The sequence below is a fragment of the Agrobacterium sp. GW821-FHT14E08 genome, assembly GCF_058803865.1.
The window spans coordinates 694,967-718,133 of the sequence record NZ_JBXAPJ010000002.1; the positions used below are offsets into that span (position 1 = coordinate 694,967).

22 protein-coding genes are annotated in these 23,167 nt (G+C 59.8%); 15 read left to right on the forward strand and 7 right to left on the reverse strand.

Features of this window, described 5'->3' with window-relative positions; all coding sequences use genetic code 11:
* The 6 genes from AC1ROR_RS12130 to AC1ROR_RS12155 form a co-directional block, all read right to left on the reverse strand.
* Positions 1–1,362 (reverse strand): glutamine synthetase family protein, encoded by a 1,362-nt coding sequence (locus tag AC1ROR_RS12130; protein WP_035219508.1) that lies wholly within the window; start codon positions 1,360–1,362, stop codon positions 1–3.
* A 172-nt stretch (positions 1,363–1,534) separates the two neighbouring features.
* Positions 1,535–2,782 (reverse strand): NAD(P)/FAD-dependent oxidoreductase, encoded by a 1,248-nt coding sequence (locus AC1ROR_RS12135; RefSeq protein ID WP_498589525.1) that lies wholly within the window; start codon positions 2,780–2,782, stop codon positions 1,535–1,537.
* 100 nt (positions 2,783–2,882) lie between these two features.
* On the reverse strand, positions 2,883–4,523 hold the full coding sequence (locus tag AC1ROR_RS12140) for an ABC transporter ATP-binding protein (protein ID WP_498589526.1): 1,641 nt from the start codon (positions 4,521–4,523) through the stop codon (positions 2,883–2,885).
* Positions 4,524–4,528: 5 nt separating this feature from the next.
* Positions 4,529–5,674, reverse strand: coding sequence for an ABC transporter permease (locus AC1ROR_RS12145; protein ID WP_080833080.1), 1,146 nt, complete (start codon positions 5,672–5,674; stop codon positions 4,529–4,531).
* Positions 5,674–6,768 carry a microcin C ABC transporter permease YejB gene (locus tag AC1ROR_RS12150; RefSeq protein ID WP_020812944.1) on the reverse strand — a complete coding sequence of 365 codons (1,095 nt, stop codon included), beginning with the start codon at positions 6,766–6,768 and terminating at the stop codon, positions 5,674–5,676. The genes AC1ROR_RS12145 and AC1ROR_RS12150 overlap by 1 nt, the downstream gene beginning before the upstream one ends.
* Positions 6,769–6,907: 139 nt before the next feature.
* Positions 6,908–8,752: an extracellular solute-binding protein gene (locus AC1ROR_RS12155; RefSeq protein WP_498589528.1), complete on the reverse strand. Its 1,845-nt coding sequence runs from the start codon at positions 8,750–8,752 to the stop codon at positions 6,908–6,910.
* A 204-nt stretch (positions 8,753–8,956) separates the two neighbouring features.
* Between AC1ROR_RS12155 and mepA the strand changes: the two genes are divergently transcribed.
* The 4 genes from mepA (at position 8,957) to dapB (ending at position 12,498) form a co-directional block, all read left to right on the forward strand.
* Positions 8,957–10,006, forward strand: coding sequence for a penicillin-insensitive murein endopeptidase (mepA, locus tag AC1ROR_RS12160; RefSeq protein WP_498589529.1), 1,050 nt, complete (start codon positions 8,957–8,959; stop codon positions 10,004–10,006).
* A gap of 102 nt (positions 10,007–10,108) precedes the next feature.
* On the forward strand, positions 10,109–10,492 hold the full coding sequence (locus AC1ROR_RS12165; RefSeq protein ID WP_035219519.1) for a methylglyoxal synthase: 384 nt from the start codon (positions 10,109–10,111) through the stop codon (positions 10,490–10,492).
* Positions 10,493–10,513: 21 nt separating this feature from the next.
* Positions 10,514–11,536, forward strand: coding sequence for a glucokinase (locus AC1ROR_RS12170; protein ID WP_498589530.1), 1,023 nt, complete (start codon positions 10,514–10,516; stop codon positions 11,534–11,536).
* Between the two features lie 134 nt (positions 11,537–11,670).
* Complete coding sequence (gene dapB, locus AC1ROR_RS12175; protein ID WP_498589531.1) at positions 11,671–12,498, forward strand: 4-hydroxy-tetrahydrodipicolinate reductase; 828 nt, start codon at positions 11,671–11,673, stop codon at positions 12,496–12,498.
* Between the two features lie 9 nt (positions 12,499–12,507).
* Here the strand turns inward: dapB and phnF are convergent, their stop codons facing one another.
* The gene (phnF, locus tag AC1ROR_RS12180; RefSeq protein WP_498589532.1) at positions 12,508–13,245 is read right to left on the reverse strand and encodes a phosphonate metabolism transcriptional regulator PhnF; all 738 of its coding nucleotides are present in this window, start codon (positions 13,243–13,245) and stop codon (positions 12,508–12,510) included.
* Between the two features lie 82 nt (positions 13,246–13,327).
* Between phnF and phnG the strand changes: the two genes are divergently transcribed.
* From phnG to phnE (AC1ROR_RS12235), 11 genes are all read left to right on the forward strand, one after another.
* On the forward strand, positions 13,328–13,789 hold the full coding sequence (phnG, locus tag AC1ROR_RS12185; protein ID WP_035219528.1) for a phosphonate C-P lyase system protein PhnG: 462 nt from the start codon (positions 13,328–13,330) through the stop codon (positions 13,787–13,789).
* Positions 13,789–14,397 (forward strand): phosphonate C-P lyase system protein PhnH, encoded by a 609-nt coding sequence (phnH, locus tag AC1ROR_RS12190; protein WP_498589533.1) that lies wholly within the window; start codon positions 13,789–13,791, stop codon positions 14,395–14,397. Before phnG ends, phnH begins: the two co-directional genes overlap by 1 nt.
* 1 nt (position 14,398) lies before the next feature.
* On the forward strand, positions 14,399–15,508 hold the full coding sequence (locus AC1ROR_RS12195; protein WP_498589534.1) for a carbon-phosphorus lyase complex subunit: 1,110 nt from the start codon (positions 14,399–14,401) through the stop codon (positions 15,506–15,508).
* A gap of 133 nt (positions 15,509–15,641) precedes the next feature.
* Positions 15,642–16,544 (forward strand): alpha-D-ribose 1-methylphosphonate 5-phosphate C-P-lyase PhnJ, encoded by a 903-nt coding sequence (locus AC1ROR_RS12200; RefSeq protein ID WP_498589535.1) that lies wholly within the window; start codon positions 15,642–15,644, stop codon positions 16,542–16,544.
* Complete coding sequence (gene phnK, locus AC1ROR_RS12205) at positions 16,541–17,317, forward strand: phosphonate C-P lyase system protein PhnK (protein ID WP_035219536.1); 777 nt, start codon at positions 16,541–16,543, stop codon at positions 17,315–17,317. Before AC1ROR_RS12200 ends, phnK begins: the two co-directional genes overlap by 4 nt.
* Positions 17,318–17,321: 4 nt before the next feature.
* Positions 17,322–18,029 (forward strand): phosphonate C-P lyase system protein PhnL, encoded by a 708-nt coding sequence (gene phnL / locus AC1ROR_RS12210; RefSeq protein WP_498589536.1) that lies wholly within the window; start codon positions 17,322–17,324, stop codon positions 18,027–18,029.
* Complete coding sequence (locus AC1ROR_RS12215; RefSeq protein ID WP_498589537.1) at positions 18,026–18,643, forward strand: transferase hexapeptide repeat family protein; 618 nt, start codon at positions 18,026–18,028, stop codon at positions 18,641–18,643. Before phnL ends, AC1ROR_RS12215 begins: the two co-directional genes overlap by 4 nt.
* A 246-nt stretch (positions 18,644–18,889) precedes the next feature.
* Positions 18,890–19,750: a phosphonate ABC transporter ATP-binding protein gene (gene phnC / locus AC1ROR_RS12220; protein WP_035219542.1), complete on the forward strand. Its 861-nt coding sequence runs from the start codon at positions 18,890–18,892 to the stop codon at positions 19,748–19,750.
* 85 nt (positions 19,751–19,835) lie between these two features.
* Positions 19,836–20,741: a phosphonate ABC transporter substrate-binding protein gene (gene phnD / locus AC1ROR_RS12225; protein WP_035219553.1), complete on the forward strand. Its 906-nt coding sequence runs from the start codon at positions 19,836–19,838 to the stop codon at positions 20,739–20,741.
* A 71-nt stretch (positions 20,742–20,812) separates the two neighbouring features.
* Positions 20,813–21,799, forward strand: a complete 987-nt coding sequence (gene phnE, locus AC1ROR_RS12230) for a phosphonate ABC transporter, permease protein PhnE (protein WP_498589538.1) — start codon at positions 20,813–20,815, stop codon at positions 21,797–21,799.
* Positions 21,799–23,148, forward strand: a complete 1,350-nt coding sequence (phnE, locus tag AC1ROR_RS12235; RefSeq protein WP_498589539.1) for a phosphonate ABC transporter, permease protein PhnE — start codon at positions 21,799–21,801, stop codon at positions 23,146–23,148. Before phnE (AC1ROR_RS12230) ends, phnE (AC1ROR_RS12235) begins: the two co-directional genes overlap by 1 nt.
* Positions 23,149–23,167 lie beyond the last annotated feature (19 nt).

Here is a 23,167-nt window from a genome sequence, read left to right on the forward strand (position 1 = left end):
TCACACCGTCCTGATATAGGCGTCATATTCGACGTCGGTTACACGCAGGGAAAATTCGGAAAGCTCCTGCTGTTTGCAGGCGGAAAACAGCGTACGGTAGCGCTGGCCAAGCGTCGCATAAGCGAAGCTGGAGCGTGTGAAACGCTGCAGGGCGTAGTCCCAGTTGGTGGGCAAAGGTTCGTGATTGATGGCATGGCTGTCGCCGGAAATCGCCCCGCCGGGCTGGCGTTTTTCCTTCATGCCGGCAAGTGCCGCACTCAGGATCATCGCGACGACGAGATAGGGATTGGTATCGGCACCGGCCACGCGGTGTTCGATACGGGTTGCGGCCTTGCTGGCGACGATGACGCGCACCGCCGCCGAGCGGTTGTCGATGCCCCAGGAGGCATAGGTGGGCGCATGTTCGCTCGGCGTCAGGCGTCGATATGAATTGGCATGGGGGGCGAAGATCGCCATGCTCTCCCCCATGTTTTCCAACAGGCCGCCAACCGAATGCATCAGCGCGTCCGACGGGCCGTTTTCTCCGGCGTAGATATTCCTGCCGTCCTTATCGAGGACGGAAAAATGGACATGCATGCCATTACCGGCCTGCAACCCGTAAGGCTTGGCCATGAAGGTGGCATCGAGATCATGCCGCCGCGCCACACCCTTGACGATGCGCTTCAGGAAGACGGCAAAATCCGCAGCCTGCAACGCATCGGGTACATGATTGAGGTTGATCTCATATTGTCCTGGGCCGTTTTCCCGCAGCGTCGTATCGGCAAGCACGCCCTGTGCCCGGCAGGCCGTGGCGATATCGTGGAAGACGTCCTCGAAATCCTGCAATTCGGAAATCGACAGAACCTGTGTCTGGCCGGTATGCCACCGGCCTTCGCGACTATGCGGCGGACGAACGGGATCGAGCGCGGAGCGGACCGGGTCGATCAGGTAAAATTCGAGTTCCGTCGCCACGACCGGCGTGAGACCGGCTTTTTTGTATGTTTCCAGAACCCGCGCCAGGACATTGCGCGGGTCGCCGTAAAATCCTGTTCCATCCGGGTTCTTCATCGCAAGCAGGACCTGCGCGGTCGGCCGGCCGAGCCATGTCACCCGCGACAGCGTGCCCGGAACAGGAAAGCAGAACCCATCCGGATCACCCGTGCCTTCGGCGAGGCCTGCGGCGTGCACATCGCGACCCCAGATATCCAGCGCATAAACGGAGCGTGGGATCGCCATTCCCTTTTCAAGAACGTCGATGGCCCTCTCGCGCGGAATCCATTTGCCGCGCGGCACGCCGTTCGCATCTATGACAAAAGCTTCGAGAATTTCGATATCGGGGTTATCGGCGAAAAATTTCTTTGCGTTTTCAATATCATCCATCATGCACCAGCAGGCCGTTTCTCTTCTGTTTCGCGCGCGGAAGCGCTTCGCTAACGAAAATCGTCCTGCTGCTGATAGATGAGAAACCTCGCCGTCATGATGACGCTTGCCCCTTTTCCCCTTGGATAAGCCCATGTTACGTGGCCCGCCGCAGGAAGGCCAGCGGATTCGGCTATCAGGGATTGAACCTTTCCGGGCGATAGGCGTCGATGGCGATAACAGGCGCTTCCCCCAGCATGGTTTCCGCCAGCACGCGGCCGGTGATGGGCCCGAGTGTGAGGCCGTGATGGGCATGCCCGAAGGCGAGCCACAATGTCCTATGCCTTGGCGCCTTTCCGATGATCGGCATCATATCCGGCGTGCAGGGGCGCGCACCCATCCACGGTTCTGCATCCAGCCTGCCGCCAAGAGGAAAGACCGTGCGAGCCACCCGTTCCGCCCGCTCGATCTGCACCGGAGATTTCGGCGCATCGCGTTCGGCAAATTCCGCGCCCGTCGTCAAGCGGATACCCTTTCGCATCGGCGCCAGAAAATAACCACGCTCCGCATCGATCAGCCAGTTGTTAAGCTTCGTGCCCTCCTGCGGCGCATAGTGCATGTGATAGCCACGCTTCACACCGAGCGGAAAGCGGTAACCCAGGCGTTCCGTCACCGTATCCGCCCAGGGGCCAAGTGCGACGACGGCATGTTCGGCCTCGACCGCGCCGGTTTCGGTGCGCACCGTCCAGCCCGCGACAGTCTGGCTGAGGGTGGAGGCATCGCCCCGCACAAAGGTTCCGCCGAGACTTTCGAACAGTTTGACATAGGCCAGTGTCAGCGCGTGCGGATCACGCACCGACCAGGGATCGTCCCATTTCAGACCACCGACGAAATCGCGGCTTAGATGCGGTTCGGCAGTCGCGAGTTCTTCGTCCCCGAGTTTCGTGTGGGAAATACCGTGGTCACGCGCCAGACGCTCGGCGAAGGCATAGTCTGCATCCCGCCTTGCAGCGGTTCTATAGGCCTCCATCCAGCCGTTCTTGACGATGAGATCGGCGGCCTTTGCCTCATCGATCAAAATGCTGTGTTCGGAAACCGAATGCTCGATCAGCGGCGCATAGGCGCGGGCAATCGCTGCGTGCCGCGTGGCTGCGGAATTGTACCAGTAACGGCCGAGAAAGGGCGCGATCTTCGGCAAAGCGGAGAGGTGATAACGGGCATCGATGCTGTTGTTCAGGGAATAGCGCAACAGCAGAGCAAGGTCCTGCGGGAAGGCGTAGGGAACGACGCCTTCTCTCTGGATAAGCCCGGCATTGCCGAAGGAAGTTTCCTCACCCGGTCCGCGCCGGTCCACCAGCACCACCGACTTGCCCCTGCGAGCCAGTTGCAGGGCAACCGAAACCCCGATGATACCCGCCCCCAAAACGATCACATCCGCTGCCATTGCAATCAATCCGTTTCCGCGTCACGTCCTGCGCAACATGGGTCGGCATTTTTTGCAAAGCAACAGAAAAATCATTGCCTTAATAGAAATAGCGACACGTCTACTGGCTTACCGCTTTGGTTTCGACAGCCTCGATATTAAAGGCCGCCGCCAGCAACGCCCTGGTATATTCCTGCTGCGGATCAGCGAATATATTCGCCGCCGGGCCGCTCTCCACCACCTTGCCATGGCGCATGACGATCAGATCGTTGGCAAGCGCCTTCACCACCTTCAGGTCGTGGCTGATGAAGAGATAGGCGAGTTCGTGCTTGGCCTGAAGATCGCGCAGCAGATCGACCACCTGCGCCTGCACGCTCATGTCGAGCGCGGATGTCGGCTCGTCCAGCATGACAAAACGGGGTTTAAGCACCATGGCGCGGGCAATGGCGATGCGCTGGCGCTGGCCGCCGGAAAATTCGTGCGGATACCGCCAGCGCGTCGCGGGGTCGAGACCGACCTCTTCCAGCGCGGTGGCGACACGCGTATCGCGCTCGTCGGCAGACAGAGACCGCTCATGCACCTTCAAGCCCTCGGCGACGATCTCGCCTACCGACATGCGCGGGCTGAGCGAACCGTAAGGATCCTGAAACACCACCTGCAGCCGGTTTCTGAGCGGCTTCATCATTTCATAGGAATAGTGGTCAATCGACTGGCCGATGAAGCTGATACGCCCTTCAGACGCAATCAACCGCGAGAGCGCCAGGCCGAGCGTCGTCTTGCCGGAACCGGATTCGCCCACCACACCAACCGTCTGCCCGGCGCGCAGGGTAATATCGATGCCATCGACCGCCTTCACATGGTCGACCACACGGCGCATCAGCCCCGCCTTGATGGGGAACCAGACCTTGATATCGTCGCCCTGCATGACCACGGGTTTGCTGGCGTCGGAATGGGGAGGCTCGCCCTTTGGCTCCGCCGCCAGAAGATGGCGGGTATAGGCGTGCTGCGGATCGTTGAAAACCTGCTCCACGGTGCCGGTCTCGACAATCTTGCCCTTGGTCATGACGCAGACGCGGTCGGCAAATTTGCGGACAATGCCGAGATCGTGGGTGATAAACAGCATGGACATGCCGTGCTTGGTCTTGAGGTCGCTCAGAAGTTCGAGGATCTGGGCCTGAACCGTCACGTCGAGCGCCGTCGTCGGTTCGTCGGCGATCAGCAGTTTCGGCCGGTTGGCAAGCGCCATGGCAATCATCACGCGCTGCCGCTGGCCGCCGGACAATTCATGCGGATAGGCCTTCAGGCGCTTTTCCGGTTCGCGGATACCCACCTGCAGCAGCAGTTCCAGCGTGCGCGCCCGCGCCTGCGCTCCGGTGATTGCCTGATGCAGCTCCAGAATCTCGCCGATCTGCCGCTCGATGGTGTGGAGCGGATTGAGCGAAGTCATCGGCTCCTGAAAAATCATGGTGACGTCGTTGCCGCGGACCGCGCGCAGGGAGCGTTCCGGCAAAGTCAGCATGTCCTTGCCGTCGAACAGGATTTTTCCCGATGGATGGCTTGCCGCCGGATAGGGCAGCAATTTGAGAATGGAGTTCGCCGTCACGGACTTGCCGGAACCGGACTCGCCAACGAGGGCGACGACCTCACCCGGCATCAGATCGAAAGAAACGTGATCAACGGCTATGCTGGTCGCGCCGCCCTGGTGGAAAGCGACGGAGAGATCGCGGACGGAGAGAAGCGGTTGGGTCTTTGTTTCCGTCATGGCGATCACCGGAACGTCTTGCGTGGATCGAAGGCGTCGCGCACCGCTTCACCGACGAAAATCAACAGTGAGAGCATGATGGACATGGTGAAAAACGCAGTGAGGCCAAGCCAGGGGGCCTGAAGGTTGTTCTTGCCCTGCGCGATCATCTCGCCCAGCGACGGCGATCCCGGCGGCATGCCGAAGCCGAGGAAATCGAGCGAGGTGAGCGTCGTGATCGAACCGGAGAGGATGAAAGGCAGGAAGGTCAGTGTCGCCACCATGGCGTTGGGCAGAAGATGCCGGAACATGATCGTCCAGTTGCCGACGCCAAGGGCGCGGGCGGCGCGGACGTATTCGAAGTTTCTGGCCCGCAGGAATTCGGCGCGCACGATGCCGACGAAGCCGACCCATGAAAAGAGCAGCATGATGCCGAGCAGCACGAAGAAACCCGGCGGCAGGATGGCCGCGATGATGAGCAGGATATAAAGCACTGGCATGGACGACCAGATTTCGATGAAACGCTGCAACAGCAGGTCGGTCCAGCCGCCGAAATAACCCTGAATCGCGCCGGCGGTGACGCCGACAAGGGCCGACGCGATGGTCAGCGTCAGACCGAACAGCACGGAAATACGGAAACCGTAGATCATCCGCGCCGTGACATCGCGCGCCTGATTGTCCGTTCCGAGCCAGTTGAGGTTGCCGAGAGTGCAGCCGGGATCGGCATTGCCTTGCGGATAGGCCGAGCAGCGGTCTTTTTCGTCCATCAGCCAGAACGGCGCGGTAGGTGCCGAATGGGGAATATTGGAATTGACCGTCTGATAGGAATAACGGATCGGCGGCCAGATCATCCAGCCATTGGCGTTGATCTCGTCCTGAATGAAGGAGGATTTGTAATCGGTCTGGGCAAGGAAGCCGCCGAATTTTTCCTCCGGATAATCCACCATGACGGGCACCAGCAGCTCGCCCTTGTAGGAGGCAAGGACGGGTTTGTCATTGGCGATGAATTCCGCGATCAGGCTCAGGAAAAACAGGATCAGGAACAGCCAGAAGGACCAATAACCGCGCCGGTTAGCCTTGAAATTCTGCCAGCGGCGCTTGGTGGTCGGCGAAAACCACGGGCGCTTCGGCTTTTCTATCGTTTCGGCTGCGGCGGTATGGGCAAGCGTCATCACACGTCCCTCCGCTCGAAATCAATGCGCGGATCGATCCATGTATAGATAAGGTCGGAAATGAGGCCGACCACGAGGCCCATCAACGAGAAGATGAAGAGCGTGCCGAACACGATCGGATAGTCACGGTTGACGACCGAGAGATAACCGAGGCGGCCAAGGCCATCGAGCGAGAAGATATTCTCGATCAGCAGCGATCCGGTGAAGAAGGCCGAGATGAAGGCGCCCGGAAAACCGGCGATCACGATCAGCATCGCGTTGCGGAACACATGACCATAAAGAACCTTGCGCTCCGTGAGCCCCTTGGCGCGGGCGGTGATGACATATTGCTTCTTGATCTCGTCGATGAAGGAGTTCTTGGTCAGCAGCGTCGTCGTCGCAAAGGCCGAAAGCGACAGCGCAATGAGCGGCAGGGTCAGGTGCCAGAAATAGTCGATGATCTTCTGCCACCAGTTCAGCTGATCAAAATTATCCGACACCAGACCGCGGAGCGGAAACCAGTCGAAGAAGGATCCACCGGCAAAGAGGACGATGAGCAGGATACCGAACAGGAAGCTCGGCACGGCATAACCGATGATGATGATGCCGGAGGTCCAGACATCGAAGGTCGAGCCGTCGGACACGGCTTTCTTGATGCCGAGCGGAATGGAGATGATGTAGGAAATGATCAGAATCCAGAAGCCGAGCGATGCGGACACCGGCAGCTTGTCGATGATGAGATCGATGACGGAGGAATTGCGGAAGAAGCTGTCGCCGAAATCGAAGCGGATATAATTCCACATCATTTCGAGAAAACGGGTGAGCGGCGGCTTGTCAAAACCGAACTGCTTTTCGAGCTTGGCGATCAGTTCCGGATCGAGACCCTGCGCGCCGCGATATTTCGAACCGCTGTCATCGAAACCGCCGGACTGGCCCATGAGATCGCCGCCGCCCGAGAGCCGGTCGGAGGCGCTGTCGCCCTGCCCGGTCAATTGCGCGACGACCTGTTCCACCGGCCCGCCCGGCGCGAACTGGATGACGAGAAACGAAATGCCCATAATGCCGATGATGGTCGGGATCATCAGCGCCAGACGTCTGAGGATATAGGCGCCCATCAGCCTCTGCTCCCGGCCGATACGTCAGCGGTTTTCGTTTCTGTCAAACCCGGTCCTTTCCTGAAAGCGCTGCCTGCGCTTTAAGCGATTCGTCTCGCCCTATGTGAATCAAGCCTTCGGCACGAAAGCAAGGCCAGCGTCAGTTCGCGGCCTGGCTGGACCACCATGCTTCCGGAAAACCGACACCATATTGGGGCAGGTTTTCCGGACGGATGAGCGTATTCCAGTAAGCGATGAACATCTCACCACGGTAGAATTGCGGTATGACGTAGCTGTTTGCCAGAAGTACCCGGTCGAGCGCGCGTGCGGCGGCGACCTGTTCATCCCGGTTGGGCGCAAATATGACCTTCCTGACCAACGCATCGACGGCGGGGTTCTTGATACCGGCAATATTGTTGGACCCTTGCCGGTCGGCGGCGGCCGAGCCCCAGAAATCCGCCTGTTCGTTTCCGGGGTTGGCGGAAGTCGCCCAGAGCTTGACGATGACGTCATAATCGAAGCTGCGGGTGCGGTTGGTATATTGCGAGGCGTCGACTGTGCGGATCGTCGCGTTGATGCCAATCTTCTTGAGGTTCTGGACATAGGGCAGGATGGTTCTTTCCATGCCGGCGGAATCGATCAGAAACTCCATATCGAGCGGCTGTCCGGTTTTCGCATTGACCATGCGGTTGCCGCGCAGCTCGTAACCGGCTTCCTTCATCAGCCTGACCGCCTCGCGCAGATTGTCGCGCTGCTTGGCGGGATCGCCTGCCACGGGGTTGCGATATTCTGTCGTGAAGACCTCCGGCGGAACCTGATCCTTCAGTTCCTGAAGAATTTCCAGCTCTCGCCCGGTGGGCAGGCCGGAAGAGGCCAGCTCGCTGCCCATGAAGAAGCTGTTGATGCGCTGGAACTGGCCGTAAGCCAGCGTTCGGTTCAGCTCCTCGAAATCGAAAGCGTAGTTGAGTGCCTTGCGCAGGTTCGGGTTCTGGAATTTTTCGCGGCGCAGGTTCGGCACAAAGGCCTGCATGATGCCGACGGAACGATAGATATTCGGCAGTTCTTCCTTCTTGACGCGGCCTTCCTTAACGGCTGGGAAATCATAACCCGTGACCCAGCGGCTGGAGGAGGCTTCCTGCCGGAAATCAACGGTGCCGGACTTGAAGGCCTGGAATTCGACATCCTGATCGGCGAAGAAGGTGTAGGCGATGGTTTTGAAATTGTTCAGCCCGACATTCACGTTGACGTCCTTGCCCCAGTAGTCGTCGCGGCGTTCATAAGTAATTGTCGAGCCGGGAGAGACTGAGGCAATCTTGTAGGGGCCGGAACCCATCACCGGCTCCAGCGTGCCACGCGATATGTCGCGCGGCTTGCCATCCGGGCCGGCGGCTTCCCACCAGTGCTTGGGAACGATCAGCAATTGCCCGACAATCTGCGGCAATTCGCGATTGTTCTTTTCATCGAAAGTGAAGGTAATGTCCCTTTCGCCACTCACCTCCGCCTTGGTGACGTGGGTGTAATAGGTCGCAAGCTGCGGGCTCAGATCCTTGGCCTTTTCGAAGCTGAAGACGACATCCTCCGGCGTCACCTGCTTGCCATCGGCCCATTTCGCTTCGGCGCGCAGCCGGAAGGTGGCTTTCGAAATATCGTTCGGATAGCTCACGCCCTCGGCCAGAAGACCGTAGGAGGCCGACAGCTCCTCTTCCGTCGATTTCATCAATGTATCGAAAACAAGAGAAAGGCCGGTCGCCGCCTCGCCCTTGGCGAGCAGCGGATTGAGCGTATCGAAGGTGCCCGCCGTCGACAGGCGAAGGATGCCCCCTTTCGGCGCCTTGGTGTTCACATAGTCGAAATGATCGAAGCCATCGGGATGTTTCAGTTCCCCGACCGTCGAAATCCCCTTTCGCCATACATCGGCCGATTGTGCGGAGGCCGCCGCCGGTATCAGCAGGGCGGATGCCGCAAGAGCGATGAGGCAGCGGGATTTCAGTGGTGCCAATATCATTGGGGGAATGTCCCTGTTTTCGTGTTTGTTGGAGAGAGCATAAAACAAAGATTGGCAAAAAACAGATGCGCCGCCTCACAAGCTCTTTATCGGCGTCTTTATCCTCATGCTTTGGCGCCAGCGGTCGAAACATGGTTTCAACAAAATCCCGTTCCAGTTTATCTTGAGGAGAAGAGAATCATCTGATCGGACGGGCACGACTATATGACGGCGGGATCATCCAGAGTTTTCAAGGCGGCCATGCTGGCGATTTCGGTTGTTTCCGCGGTGCAGCTGCAGGTTCAAACCGTATCGGCTGAAGACAGGCCCGCAAAAGAAGTGTTTGGCCACATGGCTCTGCCTTCCGCCGCGAGCTCGCAGCCGATCGGCTCCTATGCCAAGGGATGCCAGTCCGGCGCGATCGCCATGCCGACGGATGGTCCAGGCTGGCAGGCCATGCGCCTTTCCCGCAACCGGCGCTGGGGACAGCCGCAGCTGATTTCCTTCCTCGAGCAATTTTCGCAGGACGCCCAGAAAATCGGCTGGCCGGGGCTGCTGCTGGGCGATATTTCCCAGCCGCGCGGCGGGCCGATGCTGACAGGCCATGCCTCGCACCAGATCGGTCTCGATGTCGATATCTGGTGGCGGCCGATGCCCACGCCCCGGCTGAGCGTGGAGCAGCGTGAAACGGTGCCTTTCGTATCCATGCTGGACAAAAGCAAGTTTCTGACGGTGGACGACCGCAAATGGTCACCGCTCAATGCCCGGCTGGTGATGATGGCCGCAAGCTATCCGCAGGTGGAGCGGATTTTCGTCAACCCGGCGATCAAGCAGAAACTCTGCCAGACCTGGACGGGCGACCGCACTTTCATGGGCAAGATCAGGCCGATTTACGGTCACGACGAGCATTTCCACGTCAGGCTCGAATGCCCGCCCGGCGCGCCCAACTGCAAACCGCAGGCGGCCGTGGGCAAGGGTGATGGCTGCGACAAGTCGCTGGCCTGGTGGTTCAGCAAGGAGCCTTGGGCGCCTCCGAAAAAGGATCCCAACGCCAAGCCGGTTAAACCCCGCCCCGTCATGGTTTCCGACCTGCCATCGGCCTGCGCTGCCGTGGCTGCCGCTCCTTCCGCCAATCCGGAGGGTTTTGCCGCCCAGGCCTATTCCCCGGCCCAGGCCGTGCGGCAACAGAGCGTCGAACAGGTCATCCAGAATGCTCCGGCCATTCAGCCGCCTTCAGATATTCCGCTTCCGACCCAGCGTCCGACATTGAACTGATACAGAAATGCGGCATTCAACAGCTTCCCTTTTCAAATGGCTGCAAGCTGTTATAGAAGGCTTCAAATCGATTTAATTCTTTACCGGGAACAGGCTGGGGACATGGCAGGGCAACGCTGTATCGCACTCATCGCTCACGACGAGAAAAAAGACGATATGGCGGATTTCGCACGTCACCATCAAAAGGCGCTAGCCGGATTCAGGATCGTCGCCACCGGCACGACCGGCGGGCGGGTTCAGGAAGCCTGTCCGGGGCTCGATGTCATTCGCCTCAAGAGCGGCCCACTCGGCGGCGACCAGCAGATCGGCGCGATGATTGCGACCGGCGAGGTGGATATGCTGATCTTCTTCACCGACCCGCTGACGGCGATGCCGCATGATGTGGATGTGAAGGCACTGACCCGGCTTGCCACGGTTTACGATATTCCCATGGCGCTCAACCGCGCCACCGCAGAAAACCTCATCGACTTCAACCTCGCCGAATGACGCGCCAACATGGAACAGGTAATGCCGAAGACGTCCGATACCGAATATCTGTCCTTTCCGATCCTGCTTGGCGACATCGGCGGCACCAATGCCCGCTTTTCCATTCTGATCGATTCCTTCGCGGAACCCGTGCACCTCACCACCGTGAAAACAGCGGAATATCCGACGATTGACGACGCCATTCAGCAGGCGGTTCTGGACAAGACCTCGCTGCAGCCGGTCTCGACCATCCTTGCGATTGCTGGCCCCATCGAAGGCGACGAAATTCCGCTGACCAATTGCCATTGGGTCGTGAAGCCGAAGGATATGCTGGCGAAACTCGGCCTGAAGGATGTCATCGTCATCAACGACTTCGAAGCGCAGGCTCTGGCGATTGCAGCGCTCGACGATGACAATCGCGAGCCCATCGGCGCCGGCAAAAAAGACGTGCTGGCGTCGCGTGTGGTTCTTGGGCCGGGCACGGGCCTTGGCGTCGCCGGGCTGGTTTACGCCCGCCACATGTGGTTCCCGGTACCGGGTGAAGGCGGCCATGTCGATATCGGCCCCAGAAGCACGCGCGACTATGCGGTTTTTCCGCATATTGAAACCATTGAGGGCCGTGTCGCCGGCGAGCAGATCCTGTGCGGGCGTGGACTGGTCAATCTTTATCGCGCCGTCTGCAAAGCCGATGGCATAGACCCCGTCTTTTCCGATCCCGCCGACATCACCTCTCACGGGCTTTCCGGCCAGAATGCGCAGGCGAAAGAAACGCTTTCGCTTTTCAGCACCTATCTCGGCCGCCTGGCTGGCGATCTGGCCTTGATCTTCATGGCCAAGGGCGGCGTCTATCTGGCCGGCGGCATTTCGCAGAAAATCATTCCGGCGCTGAAAAGCCCCGAATTCCGGGCCGCCTTCGAGGACAAGGCGCCGCACAGCGCGCTGATGCGGACCATCCCCACCTTCGTCGTCACCCATCCGCAGGCTGCCCTTTCCGGGCTGGCGACCTATGCGAGAACACCTTCCGATTTCGGCCTTTCGCTCGATGGACGGCGCTGGAGGGCATGATCGCGTTTCCAGCGGTCGACCATTTGATGTGATGCTTGCGAAGCGGCCGGGCGGTCTTTAACGTCACCGCGGCAACATGAATCGTCCGATACCGGCGGGTCTCGATCCGCCCGACATGAAAAGTGAGTGAAAGCATGGGCAGCAGCGGCATGAAACTGGTGGTGGTCGGCGCGGCGGGCCGCATGGGACAGGCGCTGATCCGCCTTATTCACCAGACGCCCGGCGTCCAGCTGCATGCCGCCGTCGCGCGCGAAGGCTCTGCCTTTGTCGGCCGCGATGCGGGCGAAATCGCCGGTCTCGGCCCGATCGGTGTCGAGATCACCAGCGATCCGCTTCAGGCATTTCTGCATGCGGAAGGGGTGATCGATTTCACCTTGCCGGCAACCAGCGTTACCTTTGCCGGCCTCGCCGCGCAGGCCCGTATCGTGCATGTGATCGGCACCACGGGCTGCTCAGCGGAAGACGAGGAGAAATTCAAGGCGGCGTCGCGCCATGCGCGCATCGTCAAATCGGGCAATATGAGCCTCGGCGTCAACCTGCTCAGCGTTTTGACGCAGCAGGCGGCGCAGGCGCTGGATGCGCAGAACTGGGATATCGAAATCCTTGAAATGCACCACAAACATAAGGTGGATGCGCCGTCGGGCACCGCCCTTCTGCTCGGCGAGGCGGCGGCGGCGGGCCGCAAGGTCGATCTCACCGCGTCCTCGGTGCGCGTACGCGACGGGCATACGGGCGCGCGTGAGGCGGGCACCATCGGTTTTGCCACGCTGCGCGGCGGTTCGGTGATCGGCGAACATTCTGTCATTTTCGCCGGCGAGGGAGAGCGCGTCGAGCTCTCCCACTATGCCGGTGACCGCTCCATCTTCGCACGCGGGGCAATTGTCGCGGCGCTTTGGGCCTTCGACAAAAAGCCGGGCTTTTATTCCATGCTGGATGTGCTGGGGCTTTCGCAGCCGGAATAAGCCTGCACCTTAATTTTCAACCGTGAATTCGACCGTATCGGCCGAGAAGCGGCTGATGGCATATTGTACCGGCACGCCATCCATATCGGCATTCAGCGCCTGGGTGACGAGCAGGATTGCGCCCGGCGACAGTTCCAGATCGGCCAGATCCTGCGTGTCCGCATGGCTGGCGGAAATGACGGTGGAAATACGCACGTAATCCGCCACGCCCAGCATATTGAAGGCAGCGGTAATCGAGCCGCTCTTCTGGTAGGCCTCGCCTATTCCGGCGAAACGATCGGCCGGAAACCATGTGGTCGAACGGGACACCGGCCGATTATCGGCCTTGCGCAGCGTTTCGAGACGAATGAGCGGCGCATCGACCGGCAATTGCAACCGCGCCGCCAGATCGGCATTTGCCGGCTCGGTCGTGTGAGACAGAAGCAGCGCTTCCATTTCCTTGACCTGATCGGCGATCCCCGCCGTGAACCGCGTGCGCCGTGAGATTGGAAAACTCAGGCGCTCCTTGCGGGCGATCATCGTGCCGCGCCCCTGCACCGGCTCGAGGATGCCTTCGCTGGCGAGTGCGGCAATGGCGCTTCGGACGGTATGGCGGTTGACGCCGAATTTTTCAGCCAGCGTCATTTCCGGCGGTAACATGCCGGTTTCATCGTGATCGCCCGCCGCGATCTCGCCTCTGATCCTGTCGGCGATCTGCCGCCAGAGCGCCACGCCGTTCTTTCTTTTCATCGCTGCCGAAGGGCCCATGTCACACGCTTGTCATTCACTAACGTTAAATGTACCTTATATTGTATAGTTGTCTATATCAATAGACATTAGAGGTCAAGCGATGATTCATGAAACTGCAGATTTGCATGCAGACAGAAAGCGGGTGGCGGCGCTTCTTGCCCGCGCCACGGTTCAGGAACTTGAAACCGTCTGGAACCGGCAGGATGAAAGCCCCCGGACGGAAAATGTGCGTGGGCCGGAAACCGGCCTCGTCATGGTCAAAGGCCGCATCGGCGGCGGCGGCGCGCCCTTCAATCTGGGTGAGACGACCGTGACCCGGGCAACCGTCAAACTTGCCTCAGGCACCGTGGGTCACGCACATGTTCTCGGCACCGGCCGCAAGAAGGCCTGGTACGCCGCCGTTTTCGATGCGCTCTGGCAGGAAAGCCCGACCCGCGGCTTTGTCGAGACCGAGCTTCTTTCACCGGTCGAGAAACGACTGACCGAAGAGAAGGACAGGAAAACAAAAGAAACCGCCGCAACACGGGTCGATTTCTTCACCATGGTTCGAGGAGAAGATTGATGAGCGTCAAGGCCGAAGCATTGACGGGCGGTTTCTCCGACGCCGTCTTCGATTCCCAACGGATTTTCAAGAAACTCATGGATGGCATGGCCCGGCCGGGCACGCCGCAGACAATCGAAACCGCGGTCGCCCCGCCATCGCCTCTCGCCCCCGCCACTGGCGCGGTTCTGCTGGCGCTCTGCGATCACGATACGCCAGTCTGGCTGAGCGGCGCGCTACGAAAAACCACCGTCCCCGGTTGGGTCGCATTTCATACGGGTGCGGTCGCGACGGATGAAAAAAATGCGGCGCATTTCGCCGTCATCGAAGCGGGCAGCGCCATAGCCTCCTTCGGTCTCTTCGCCCAGGGAAGCCAGGAATATCCGGACCGCTCCACCACGCTCATCATCGAGTTGCCTGATCTGGATGGCGGGCGGGAATTGCTGCTCTCCGGCCCCGGTATCCGCCACGTCAACATCATTAGCCCGACAGGCCTGCCGGACATATTCCCGAGGCTGTGGGCGGAGAACAATGCCATTTTCCCGCGCGGCGTCGACGTCATCCTGACATCCGCCGATAGATTTGTCTGCCTGCCGCGCACGACGCGCATCCAACTCGTGGAGGCATAAGATGTATGTTGCTGTCAAAGGCGGGGAAACCGCCATTGCCAACGCCCACCGGCTTCTTGCCGACAAGCGGCGCGGAGACCGTGACCTGCCCGCCATGACGGTGGCGCAGATCGTTTCGCAGCTTTCGCTCGCCGTCGACCGGGTTATGGCGGAAGCGTCTCTTTACGATCAATCGCTTGCAGCCCTTGCGGTCAAGCAGGCCCGCGGCGACATGATCGAGGCCATCTTTCTGCTGCGCGCCTACCGCACGACGCTGCCACGTTTCGGTTATTCGGTTCCGGTCGATACCGCTGAGATGACGGTGCACCGGCGCGTTTCCGCGACCTACAAGGATTTGCCGGGCGGGCAATTGCTGGGGCCGACCTTCGATTACACCCACCGCCTGCTTGACCCCTCTCTTCTCGAGGACGAGACCGTCGAAACCGCTGCCCGGCGTGAAGGCGAGCCGGAATATGTCATGCGCGTCTCCGACATTCTGGCGCAAGAGGGACTGATAGAGACCGACGGCGATATGCCTGATGATCATATTGCCGGCGATCTGACGCGGGAGCCGATGGAGTTTCCAATGCCGCGTGACCTGCGCCTGCAATCGTTGGCGCGTGGTGATGAGGGTTTCCTTCTGGCGCTCGCTTATTCAACACAGCGCGGTTATGGCCGCACGCACCCCTTTGTCGGTGAAATACGCATCGGTGAAGTGGAGATTGAACTGGACGTGCCGGAACTCGGCTTTGCCGTCTCGCTGGGCGACATACAGGTCACCGAATGCCAGATGGTCAACCAGTTCAAGGGTTCGGCAAAAGCGCCGCCGCAATTCACCCGTGGCTACGGTCTGGTGTTCGGCCAGAGCGAGCGCAAGGCCATGGCCATGTCGCTGGTCGACCGCGCGCTGCGGGCAGGCGAATTCGGCGAGGACGTCGTGGCCCCCGCGCAGGACGAGGAATTCGTCATTTCACACGCCGACAACGTGCAGGCGACGGGTTTCGTCGAACATCTGAAACTGCCGCATTACGTGGATTTCCAGGCCGAACTCGGTCTGGTGAGGAAAATGCGCGCCGATTTCGACGCGATCAATTCCAATGGCGCGGAATGGATGGGTGATGCAGCCGAATAGCTCAGCGGCTGCCGTGCTCGCCAAACCAGAGGGCGCAAAAGACGGTCGATGCTGCAAAGACAGCAAAGAACACGGCTGCAAGAATTCCAATCTCCATGAGCTTGTACTCCTTTTTTCGCAAGGTTAACGCGCAATGCTTAAAGAAGTTTCATTCGACGACGGGCTGGCTGCCTACAACTTCGCCTATCTGGACGAACAGACCAAACGCATGATCCGCCGGGCGATCCTGAAGGCCATCGCCATTCCCGGTTATCAGGTGCCCTTCGCTTCCCGCGAAATGCCCATGCCCTATGGCTGGGGCACCGGCGGCGTGCAGGTGACCGCCTCCATCCTCGGTCCAGAGGATGTGCTGAAGGTCATCGACCAGGGCGCCGACGACACGACCAATGCGGTTTCCATCCGCGCCTTCTTCCAGAAGGTGGCGAATGTTGCCGTTACCACCCGCACCAAGGATGCAACCATCATCCAGACGCGGCACCGCATTCCGGAAGAAGAACTGCATTCGGGTCAGGTCCTCGTCTATCAGGTTCCCATTCCCGAGCCTTTACGCTTCCTTGAGCCGCGCGAGACCGAAACGCGCGTCATGCACGCGCTGGAGGAATATGGCCTGATGCACGTCAAGCTTTACGAGGATATCGCCCGCAACGGCCGCATCTCCACCACCTATGCCTATCCGGTGAAGGTTGCCGGGCGTTATGTGATGGATCCATCGCCTACCCCGAAATTCGACAATCCGAAAATGCACCTCTCGGACGCCCTCCAGCTTTTTGGCGCCGGGCGTGAGAAGCGCATCTATGCCGTGCCGCCCTATACGGACGTCGTCAGCCTCGATTTCGAAGATCATCCCTTCGAAATCCAGCGCTTTGACAAACCCTGTTCACTGTGCGGCGCGGAGAATGTCTATCTGGACGAAGTGGTGCTTGATGATAAGGGCGGGCGAATGTTCGTCTGCTCCGATACCGACCATTGCGAGGACCGCCGCGCCCATGGCCATAAAGGCCACCTGCTGGCGGATGTGAAGGAGGCCGCAGAATGAGCGACGCACCGCTTCTGAAAGTCAGGGACGTTTCCAAATATTACGGCGAGCGGGCCGGTTGCCGCAACGTCTCCTTCGAGCTTTATCCAGGCGAGGTTCTGGCCATTGTCGGCGAATCCGGTTCTGGCAAGACCACGCTCCTCAACTGCATTTCCACCCGGCTGATGCCGACGGCGGGCAGTGTGGAATATCGCATGCGCGACGGCTCGGTGCGTGACCTCTACCATATGGGCGAGGCCGAACGGCGTTTCCTGATGCGGACCGACTGGGGTTTCGTGCACCAGAACCCGGCGGACGGGCTGCGCATGGCGGTTTCGGCCGGCGCCAATGTCGGCGAGCGGCTGATGGCCGTCGGCAACCGGCATTACGGCAACATAAGGCAATCGGCCAGCGAATGGCTGGAGCGGGTGGAAATCGGCACCGACCGCATTGACGATCAGCCGCGCGCCTTTTCCGGCGGCATGCGCCAGCGCCTGCAGATCGCCCGCAACCTCGTCACCTCACCGCGCCTCGTCTTCATGGATGAGCCGACCGGGGGCCTCGATGTTTCCGTGCAGGCGCGACTGCTCGATCTGGTCCGCGGTCTCGTCAACGATCTCGGTCTTGCCGTCGTCGTCGTCACCCATGATCTGGCCGTCGCGCGGCTGCTTTCCCACCGTATGATGGTGATGAAGGGCGGCGACGTTATCGAGCACGGCCTGACCGACCGGGTGCTGGACGATCCGCGCGAGCCCTATACGCAATTGCTTGTTTCCTCTATTCTGCAGGTTTGACGCCATGCCGACGCCTCTTATCGTTTCGGAAGTCTTCAAAAGCTTCACCATGCATCTTCGCGACGGTATCGAATTGCCCGTCGTCCGCGATGTCAGTTTCTCCGTTTGCGGCGGCGAATGTGTCGTGCTCGGCGGCCCGTCCGGCATCGGCAAAAGCTCGATCCTGAAAATGCTCTATGGCAATTATGCCATCGACAGCGGGCAGATTCTCATCCGTCATGAAGGCCAGGTCGTCGACATCGGCAATGCTTCGCCGCGCACGATCCTCGAGATCCGCCACCGCACCATCGGTTATGTCAGCCAGTTCCTGCGCACCGTGCCGCGTGTCGCTGCCATCGATGTCGTTGCCGAACCGCTTCTGGCGCGCAAGGTTGCCGCCGATGAAGCGCGCGAACATGCAGCCATGCTGCTTTCGAAGCTCAACCTGCCGCGGGAACTTTGGTCACTCCCGCCGGCGACGTTTTCGGGCGGCGAGCAGCAGCGCGTGAATATTGCCCGCGGCTTCATCACCGATCATGCAATCCTGCTTCTGGACGAGCCGACAGCGTCGCTCGACGCCACAAATCGGCGCGTGGTCGTTGACATGATCGTCGAGAAAAAGGCGAAGGGCACGGCCCTGCTTGGCATTTTTCATGACGAGGAAGTGCGGGAAGCCGTGGCCGACCGCATTCTTGATGTCTCGCAATTTTCTCCCCGGAAGGCAGCGGCATGAGCGTCAAGGTCGGTCTCGAACCCGTCATCCACGAAAGTGCCCGCGTCACCAGCTCATCGATCGGCCGCTATACCGAAATTTCGGAGCGTTGCCGCATCGAGGAAGTGGAGATGGGCGATTATTCCTATGTCATGCAGGATGGCGCGATCTGGTGCGCAAGCATCGGCAAATTTGTCAACATCGCCGCTTCCGTGCGCATCAACGCCACCAATCATCCGATGTCGCGGGCGACGCTGCATCATTTCACCTATCGCGCCCGCAGCTACTGGGACGATGCCGAGGATGAAAAGGACTTCTTCGCGGCCCGCCGCGCCAAGCGGGTGGTGATCGGCCACGATGTCTGGATCGGCCATGGCGCGACCATACTTCCCGGCGTCACTGTCGGGAACGGCGCGGTGATCGGGGCCGGTGCGGTCGTTTCCAAAGATGTGGCACCCTATACCATCGTCGGCGGCGTTCCCGCCCGGCTGATCCGGGAGCGTTTCCCGGCCGAGCTCGGAAGCCGTATGGACGCTCTGAAATGGTGGGACTGGGACCACGCAACGCTGCGCGGCGCGCTCGATGATTTCCGGACACTCGCGGCAGAGGATTTCGTCGCAAAATACGCCGGCTAAACTCCATCCAGAACCGAAGCAATCGCAGATTCCGGAAGCATATTCCGGGATCTGCGCGATGGCGTTTTGAGGAACGATGCTGCCGGGAAGAGTTTCAATCCTCTGAAAACTCTCCGGGAAGGTTTGTCGGCGAACACACGGATGTCTCATCTGCGAATTCTGTAATATTTTATTCATCAAACTGACATCCACACTTCACGGACCCCTGTTAGGTCGAACCCCGTAACAAGAAGATTGGACGGGGAAATGAGCTTTCACCTGAAGCAAGTCACGCGCCGTTTCGGCAACCACACTGCGGTCGATGCCGTGAATGTCGAGATACCGCAAGGCCAGATGGTTGGCGTGATCGGCCGTTCGGGTGCCGGAAAATCGACGCTGCTGCGCATGATCAACCGCCTCGTCGACCCCTCCTCGGGTTCCATTCATTTCAACGGCGCGGAAGTCTCGGCGCTGAAGGGTGCGGCGCTCCGCAACTGGCAGCGCGACTGCGCCATGATCTTCCAGCAGTTCAATCTGGTGCCGCGCCTCGACGTGCTTACCAATGTCATGCTCGGCCGCCTCAACCATCGTTCGACGCTGCTCAGCCTTTTCAACATCTTCACGGATGAAGAACGCCTGATGGCGATTGCCGCGCTGGAAAGGCTTGGCATCGAACATGTGGCCATGCAGGCGGCGGGCACGCTTTCCGGCGGCCAGCAGCAGCGCGTGGCCATCGCCCGTGCGCTGATGCAGTCTCCGAAGATGGTTCTGGCCGATGAGCCGATCGCTTCCCTCGACCCGCTGAACGCCAAGATCGTGATGGACGCGCTGCGCGACATCAACGAGCGCGAAGGCATCACCGTCATCACCAACCTGCATACACTGGATACGGCGCGCAATTATTGCGAACGCATCATCGGCATGTCGCAGGGTCGCGTTGTTTTCGACGGAACGCCGGCGGAGCTGACGGCAGCAGCCGTCACGGAGATTTACGGCACGGATTCGCACGGCGCCGGCATCGACGAGACCATGACCTCGACCAGCATCAATATTCCCGGCGCGCAGCTTGCCGCGCGGCCGGTGCAGCAATCTGCCGGTCCCGAACCGCTCGCTCTCGCCGGGCTCTGAGGAACCGCTCAGCATCGTTTGCGCCCGCGTCAAGGGCCGATACTTCACAACAAACTCCGGCTCGCCGGGAAACAGGAGAAAGTCCATGTTGAAGAAAATCCTTCTTTCGGCAGTCGCCCTTGGCGTTCTGGCCGGTTCCGCCATGGCTCAGGACGTCAAGGTCCTGCGTATCGGTCTCGACGGTTCCGAAAACGAAGCTGACCAGATCCGCAACACGAAGTGCGTTGCCGATGGCCTCAAGGCTGCGACCGGCGTTTCCGAAGTTCAGGTTTTCCCATCGCCGGATTATAACGGCGTGATCCAGGGCCTGCTTGGCGGCACCATCGACATCGCCTCCATGGGCGCCTCCTCCTACGCCAAGATCGCTCTTGCCGATCCGAAGGCCGTCGATCCGATCCTGACCACGGCCGGCGCCGATGGTTCGACCGGTTATTACACGATCATGGTTGCCCGCAAGGACAGCGGCATCAAGACGCTGGCCGACGCCAAGGGCAAGAAGATCGGCTTCGCCGATCCCGACTCCACCTCCGGCTTCCTCATCCCGAACGTGGCGATCCCCAAGGAAACCGGCGTTCCGGTCAAGGAATATTTCGCCGAAACCGGCTTCGGTGGCGGTCATGAAAACCTGGTTCTCGCCGTTCTCGACAAGAAGTTTGATGTCGGCACCACCTTCGGTTCGGGCGTCGGCAAGTGGGAAGAAGGCTATACGGCCGGCAACCTCTATCAGATGGTCAAGAAGGGCAACCTGGACATGGACGATATCGTCGAAGTCTGGAAGTCCCCGCTGATCCCGAACGGTCCGCTTCTCGTTGCCAACAAGATCGGCGACAGCATGAAGCAGAAGGTCGAGACCTTCTTCATGGAACTGCCGAAGAAAGACCTCGCCTGCTTCCAGGGTTACACCCAGGGTAAGAACACTGCCTACATCAAGGTCGATCCGTCCTTCTACCAGACGATCATCGACGCCCGTAAGTCCGTTATCGGCGGCTGATCCTGACATCATGTTCCGGAAGCGGCGGTGCCTGGCGGCATCGCCGCTTTTGCCAATAAGGGAAAAGCGGCATGGCGACCACACTGCAACCTGGTACCCTCACGCGCGAGGGATTGAGCGCATCGTCCAAAACGGTCATGCGTCACTATCAACAGCAGCTTGCGACGCGACGGATTTATACCGTCATTTCGCTCGTGGTCTTTCTGATCATTCTCGGAGCGTCGCTGAATTTCGCCAATGAGGCGAATTCCGGCAAGTTCTTCGAGCGGCTGCCGTATTTTTTCGACTTCCTGAAAACTTTCGTGCCGGACAGTCCGCTTGAAATCTTCCGGGCGATGTTCGACCTGCCGTCGCCCTATGACAACGGCTCGATGAAATACAACTATGTCGCGGATCGCGTTTACGTCACCGACAGTTTCTACATACCGCATTTCATCTATCAGCTGATCATTACCCTCAATATCGCGCTGGTCTCGACGATCATTGGCACGGGCTTCGCTTTCGTGCTGTGCTTCTTCGCCTCCACCAATCTTGTCGGTTCGGGGATCGTGCGCTGGGTCGTGCGCCGGGTGATGGAAGTGCTGCGCGCCTTTCCTGAGATCGTCGTCGCCGGGTTGCTGACCGCCATTCTCTCGATCGGCCCGATCGCCGCGATCATCGCGATTTCCGTCCACACGATCGGCGCTTTGGGCAAGCTGTTCTTCGAAGTGGTAGAGAATGCCGACATGAAGCCGGATGAGGGTCTGCGCGCATCCGGAGCCAACTGGCTGGAGCGGGTACGCTTCGCCATCGTGCCGCAGGTTCTGCCCAATTTCGTTTCCTACGCACTGCTGCGCGCCGAAATCAATGTGCGCGCCTCCACCATCATCGGCGCCGTCGGCGGCGGCGGCATTGGCGAGGTCTTCCGGCTTTCGATCGGTAACGATCATGCTTCCAAGACCTATGCCATCATCATCCTGCTGCTGATCACCATCATCGCTGTCGACCAATTTTCCGGCTGGCTGCGCCGCAGGCTGATTGGTCATCAATCCTTTGAATTCGGACGGGGAGCGGCCTGATGTCGTCCAGCTTCATTCTCAACACCGCTGACCGCGAGAGGCTGACAGCCGCACATCCCGCAGTGTTCAATCGCGGTTTCATGCAGCGATACGGTCTGCTCGCCGGCATTGTCGCCGTCGTTGTTTATCTCATCGCCTGTTTTTTCTTTTTCAATGTCGGGCCGACCTTCGCGCAGGGTCGTTGGGATCGCGCCTCCAGCTATATTCAGGACTGGTATTCCTGGCGAGCACAGCCGCGTCTGCGTTTCGAAGATGGCAAGGTGGATGCACAATGGTCGAGCCGCGGGCAATATCCCGCCGATGCAAAGATCGACTGGCTGCAGCCACTGCCGGATGGCGGCTATAGCGTGATCTATGCGGGCACGGAAAATCGCCTCGATGTCACCCCGACCCGGGTGGACGTCTATGTCGACGGCAAGAACTATCCCGTCATCATCAATGGTGAGGCGGCCCGTGCGCCTGAAGGTCTGCCGCAGGAAATCCAGCAGGACGGCAACAAGGTTCTGGTGCATTACGGTTTTGCCGGTCAGGCGGAAATCCGCACCAGCCAGGTCTATGTGCAGCGGCGTTTTCTCGGATGGGCGAATTTCCTGTTCGATACCAAGTCGGAATTCTGGGGCAAGGGTTACCGCGAACTGGCTGCCCTGGCATTGTGGGGAGAGAGGCTCGATCCGGAGCGCTCCAATATCGGCCATATGGCCGACGATTTCCTTGACAATAGCGTCTGGCAGCACGCCGATATCTTCTCCAAGCTGATGCAGACACTGGTCATGGCCTTTGTGGGCACGCTATTCGGTACGCTCGTTGCCCTGCCGCTCGCCTTCATCGCTGCGCGCAATATCACCGCCAACAAGGCAGCGAATTGGGGCATGAAGCGCCTGTTCGACTTCCTGCGTTCGATCGACATGCTGATCTGGGCCCTGTTCTTCACCCGCAGCTTCGGCCCGGGACCGATCCCCGGCATCGCCGCGATCTTTTTCACCGATACGGGTGCGCTCGGCAAGGTCTATGCCGAGGCGCTGGAAAATGTGGATGACAAGCAGCGCGAGGGCGTCAAGTCGGTCGGTGCATCGCCGATTGCCGTCAATCGTTTCGGCGTGCTTCCACAGGTCCTGCCAGTCTTCATTTCCCAATCGCTCTATTTCTGGGAAAGCAATACCCGCTCAGCCACGATCATCGGCGCAGTCGGCGCCGGCGGTATCGGCCTGAAACTCCTGGAAGCGATGGGCACCAATGCCGACTGGGACAAGGTCGCCTATATGGTCCTGCTCATCCTGTTCGTTGTTTTCCTGTTCGACCATATTTCGAACTCCCTGCGCTCGCGCCTGATCGGGAAGACACAGCACTAGTCGCATCACCGAAGCGGGA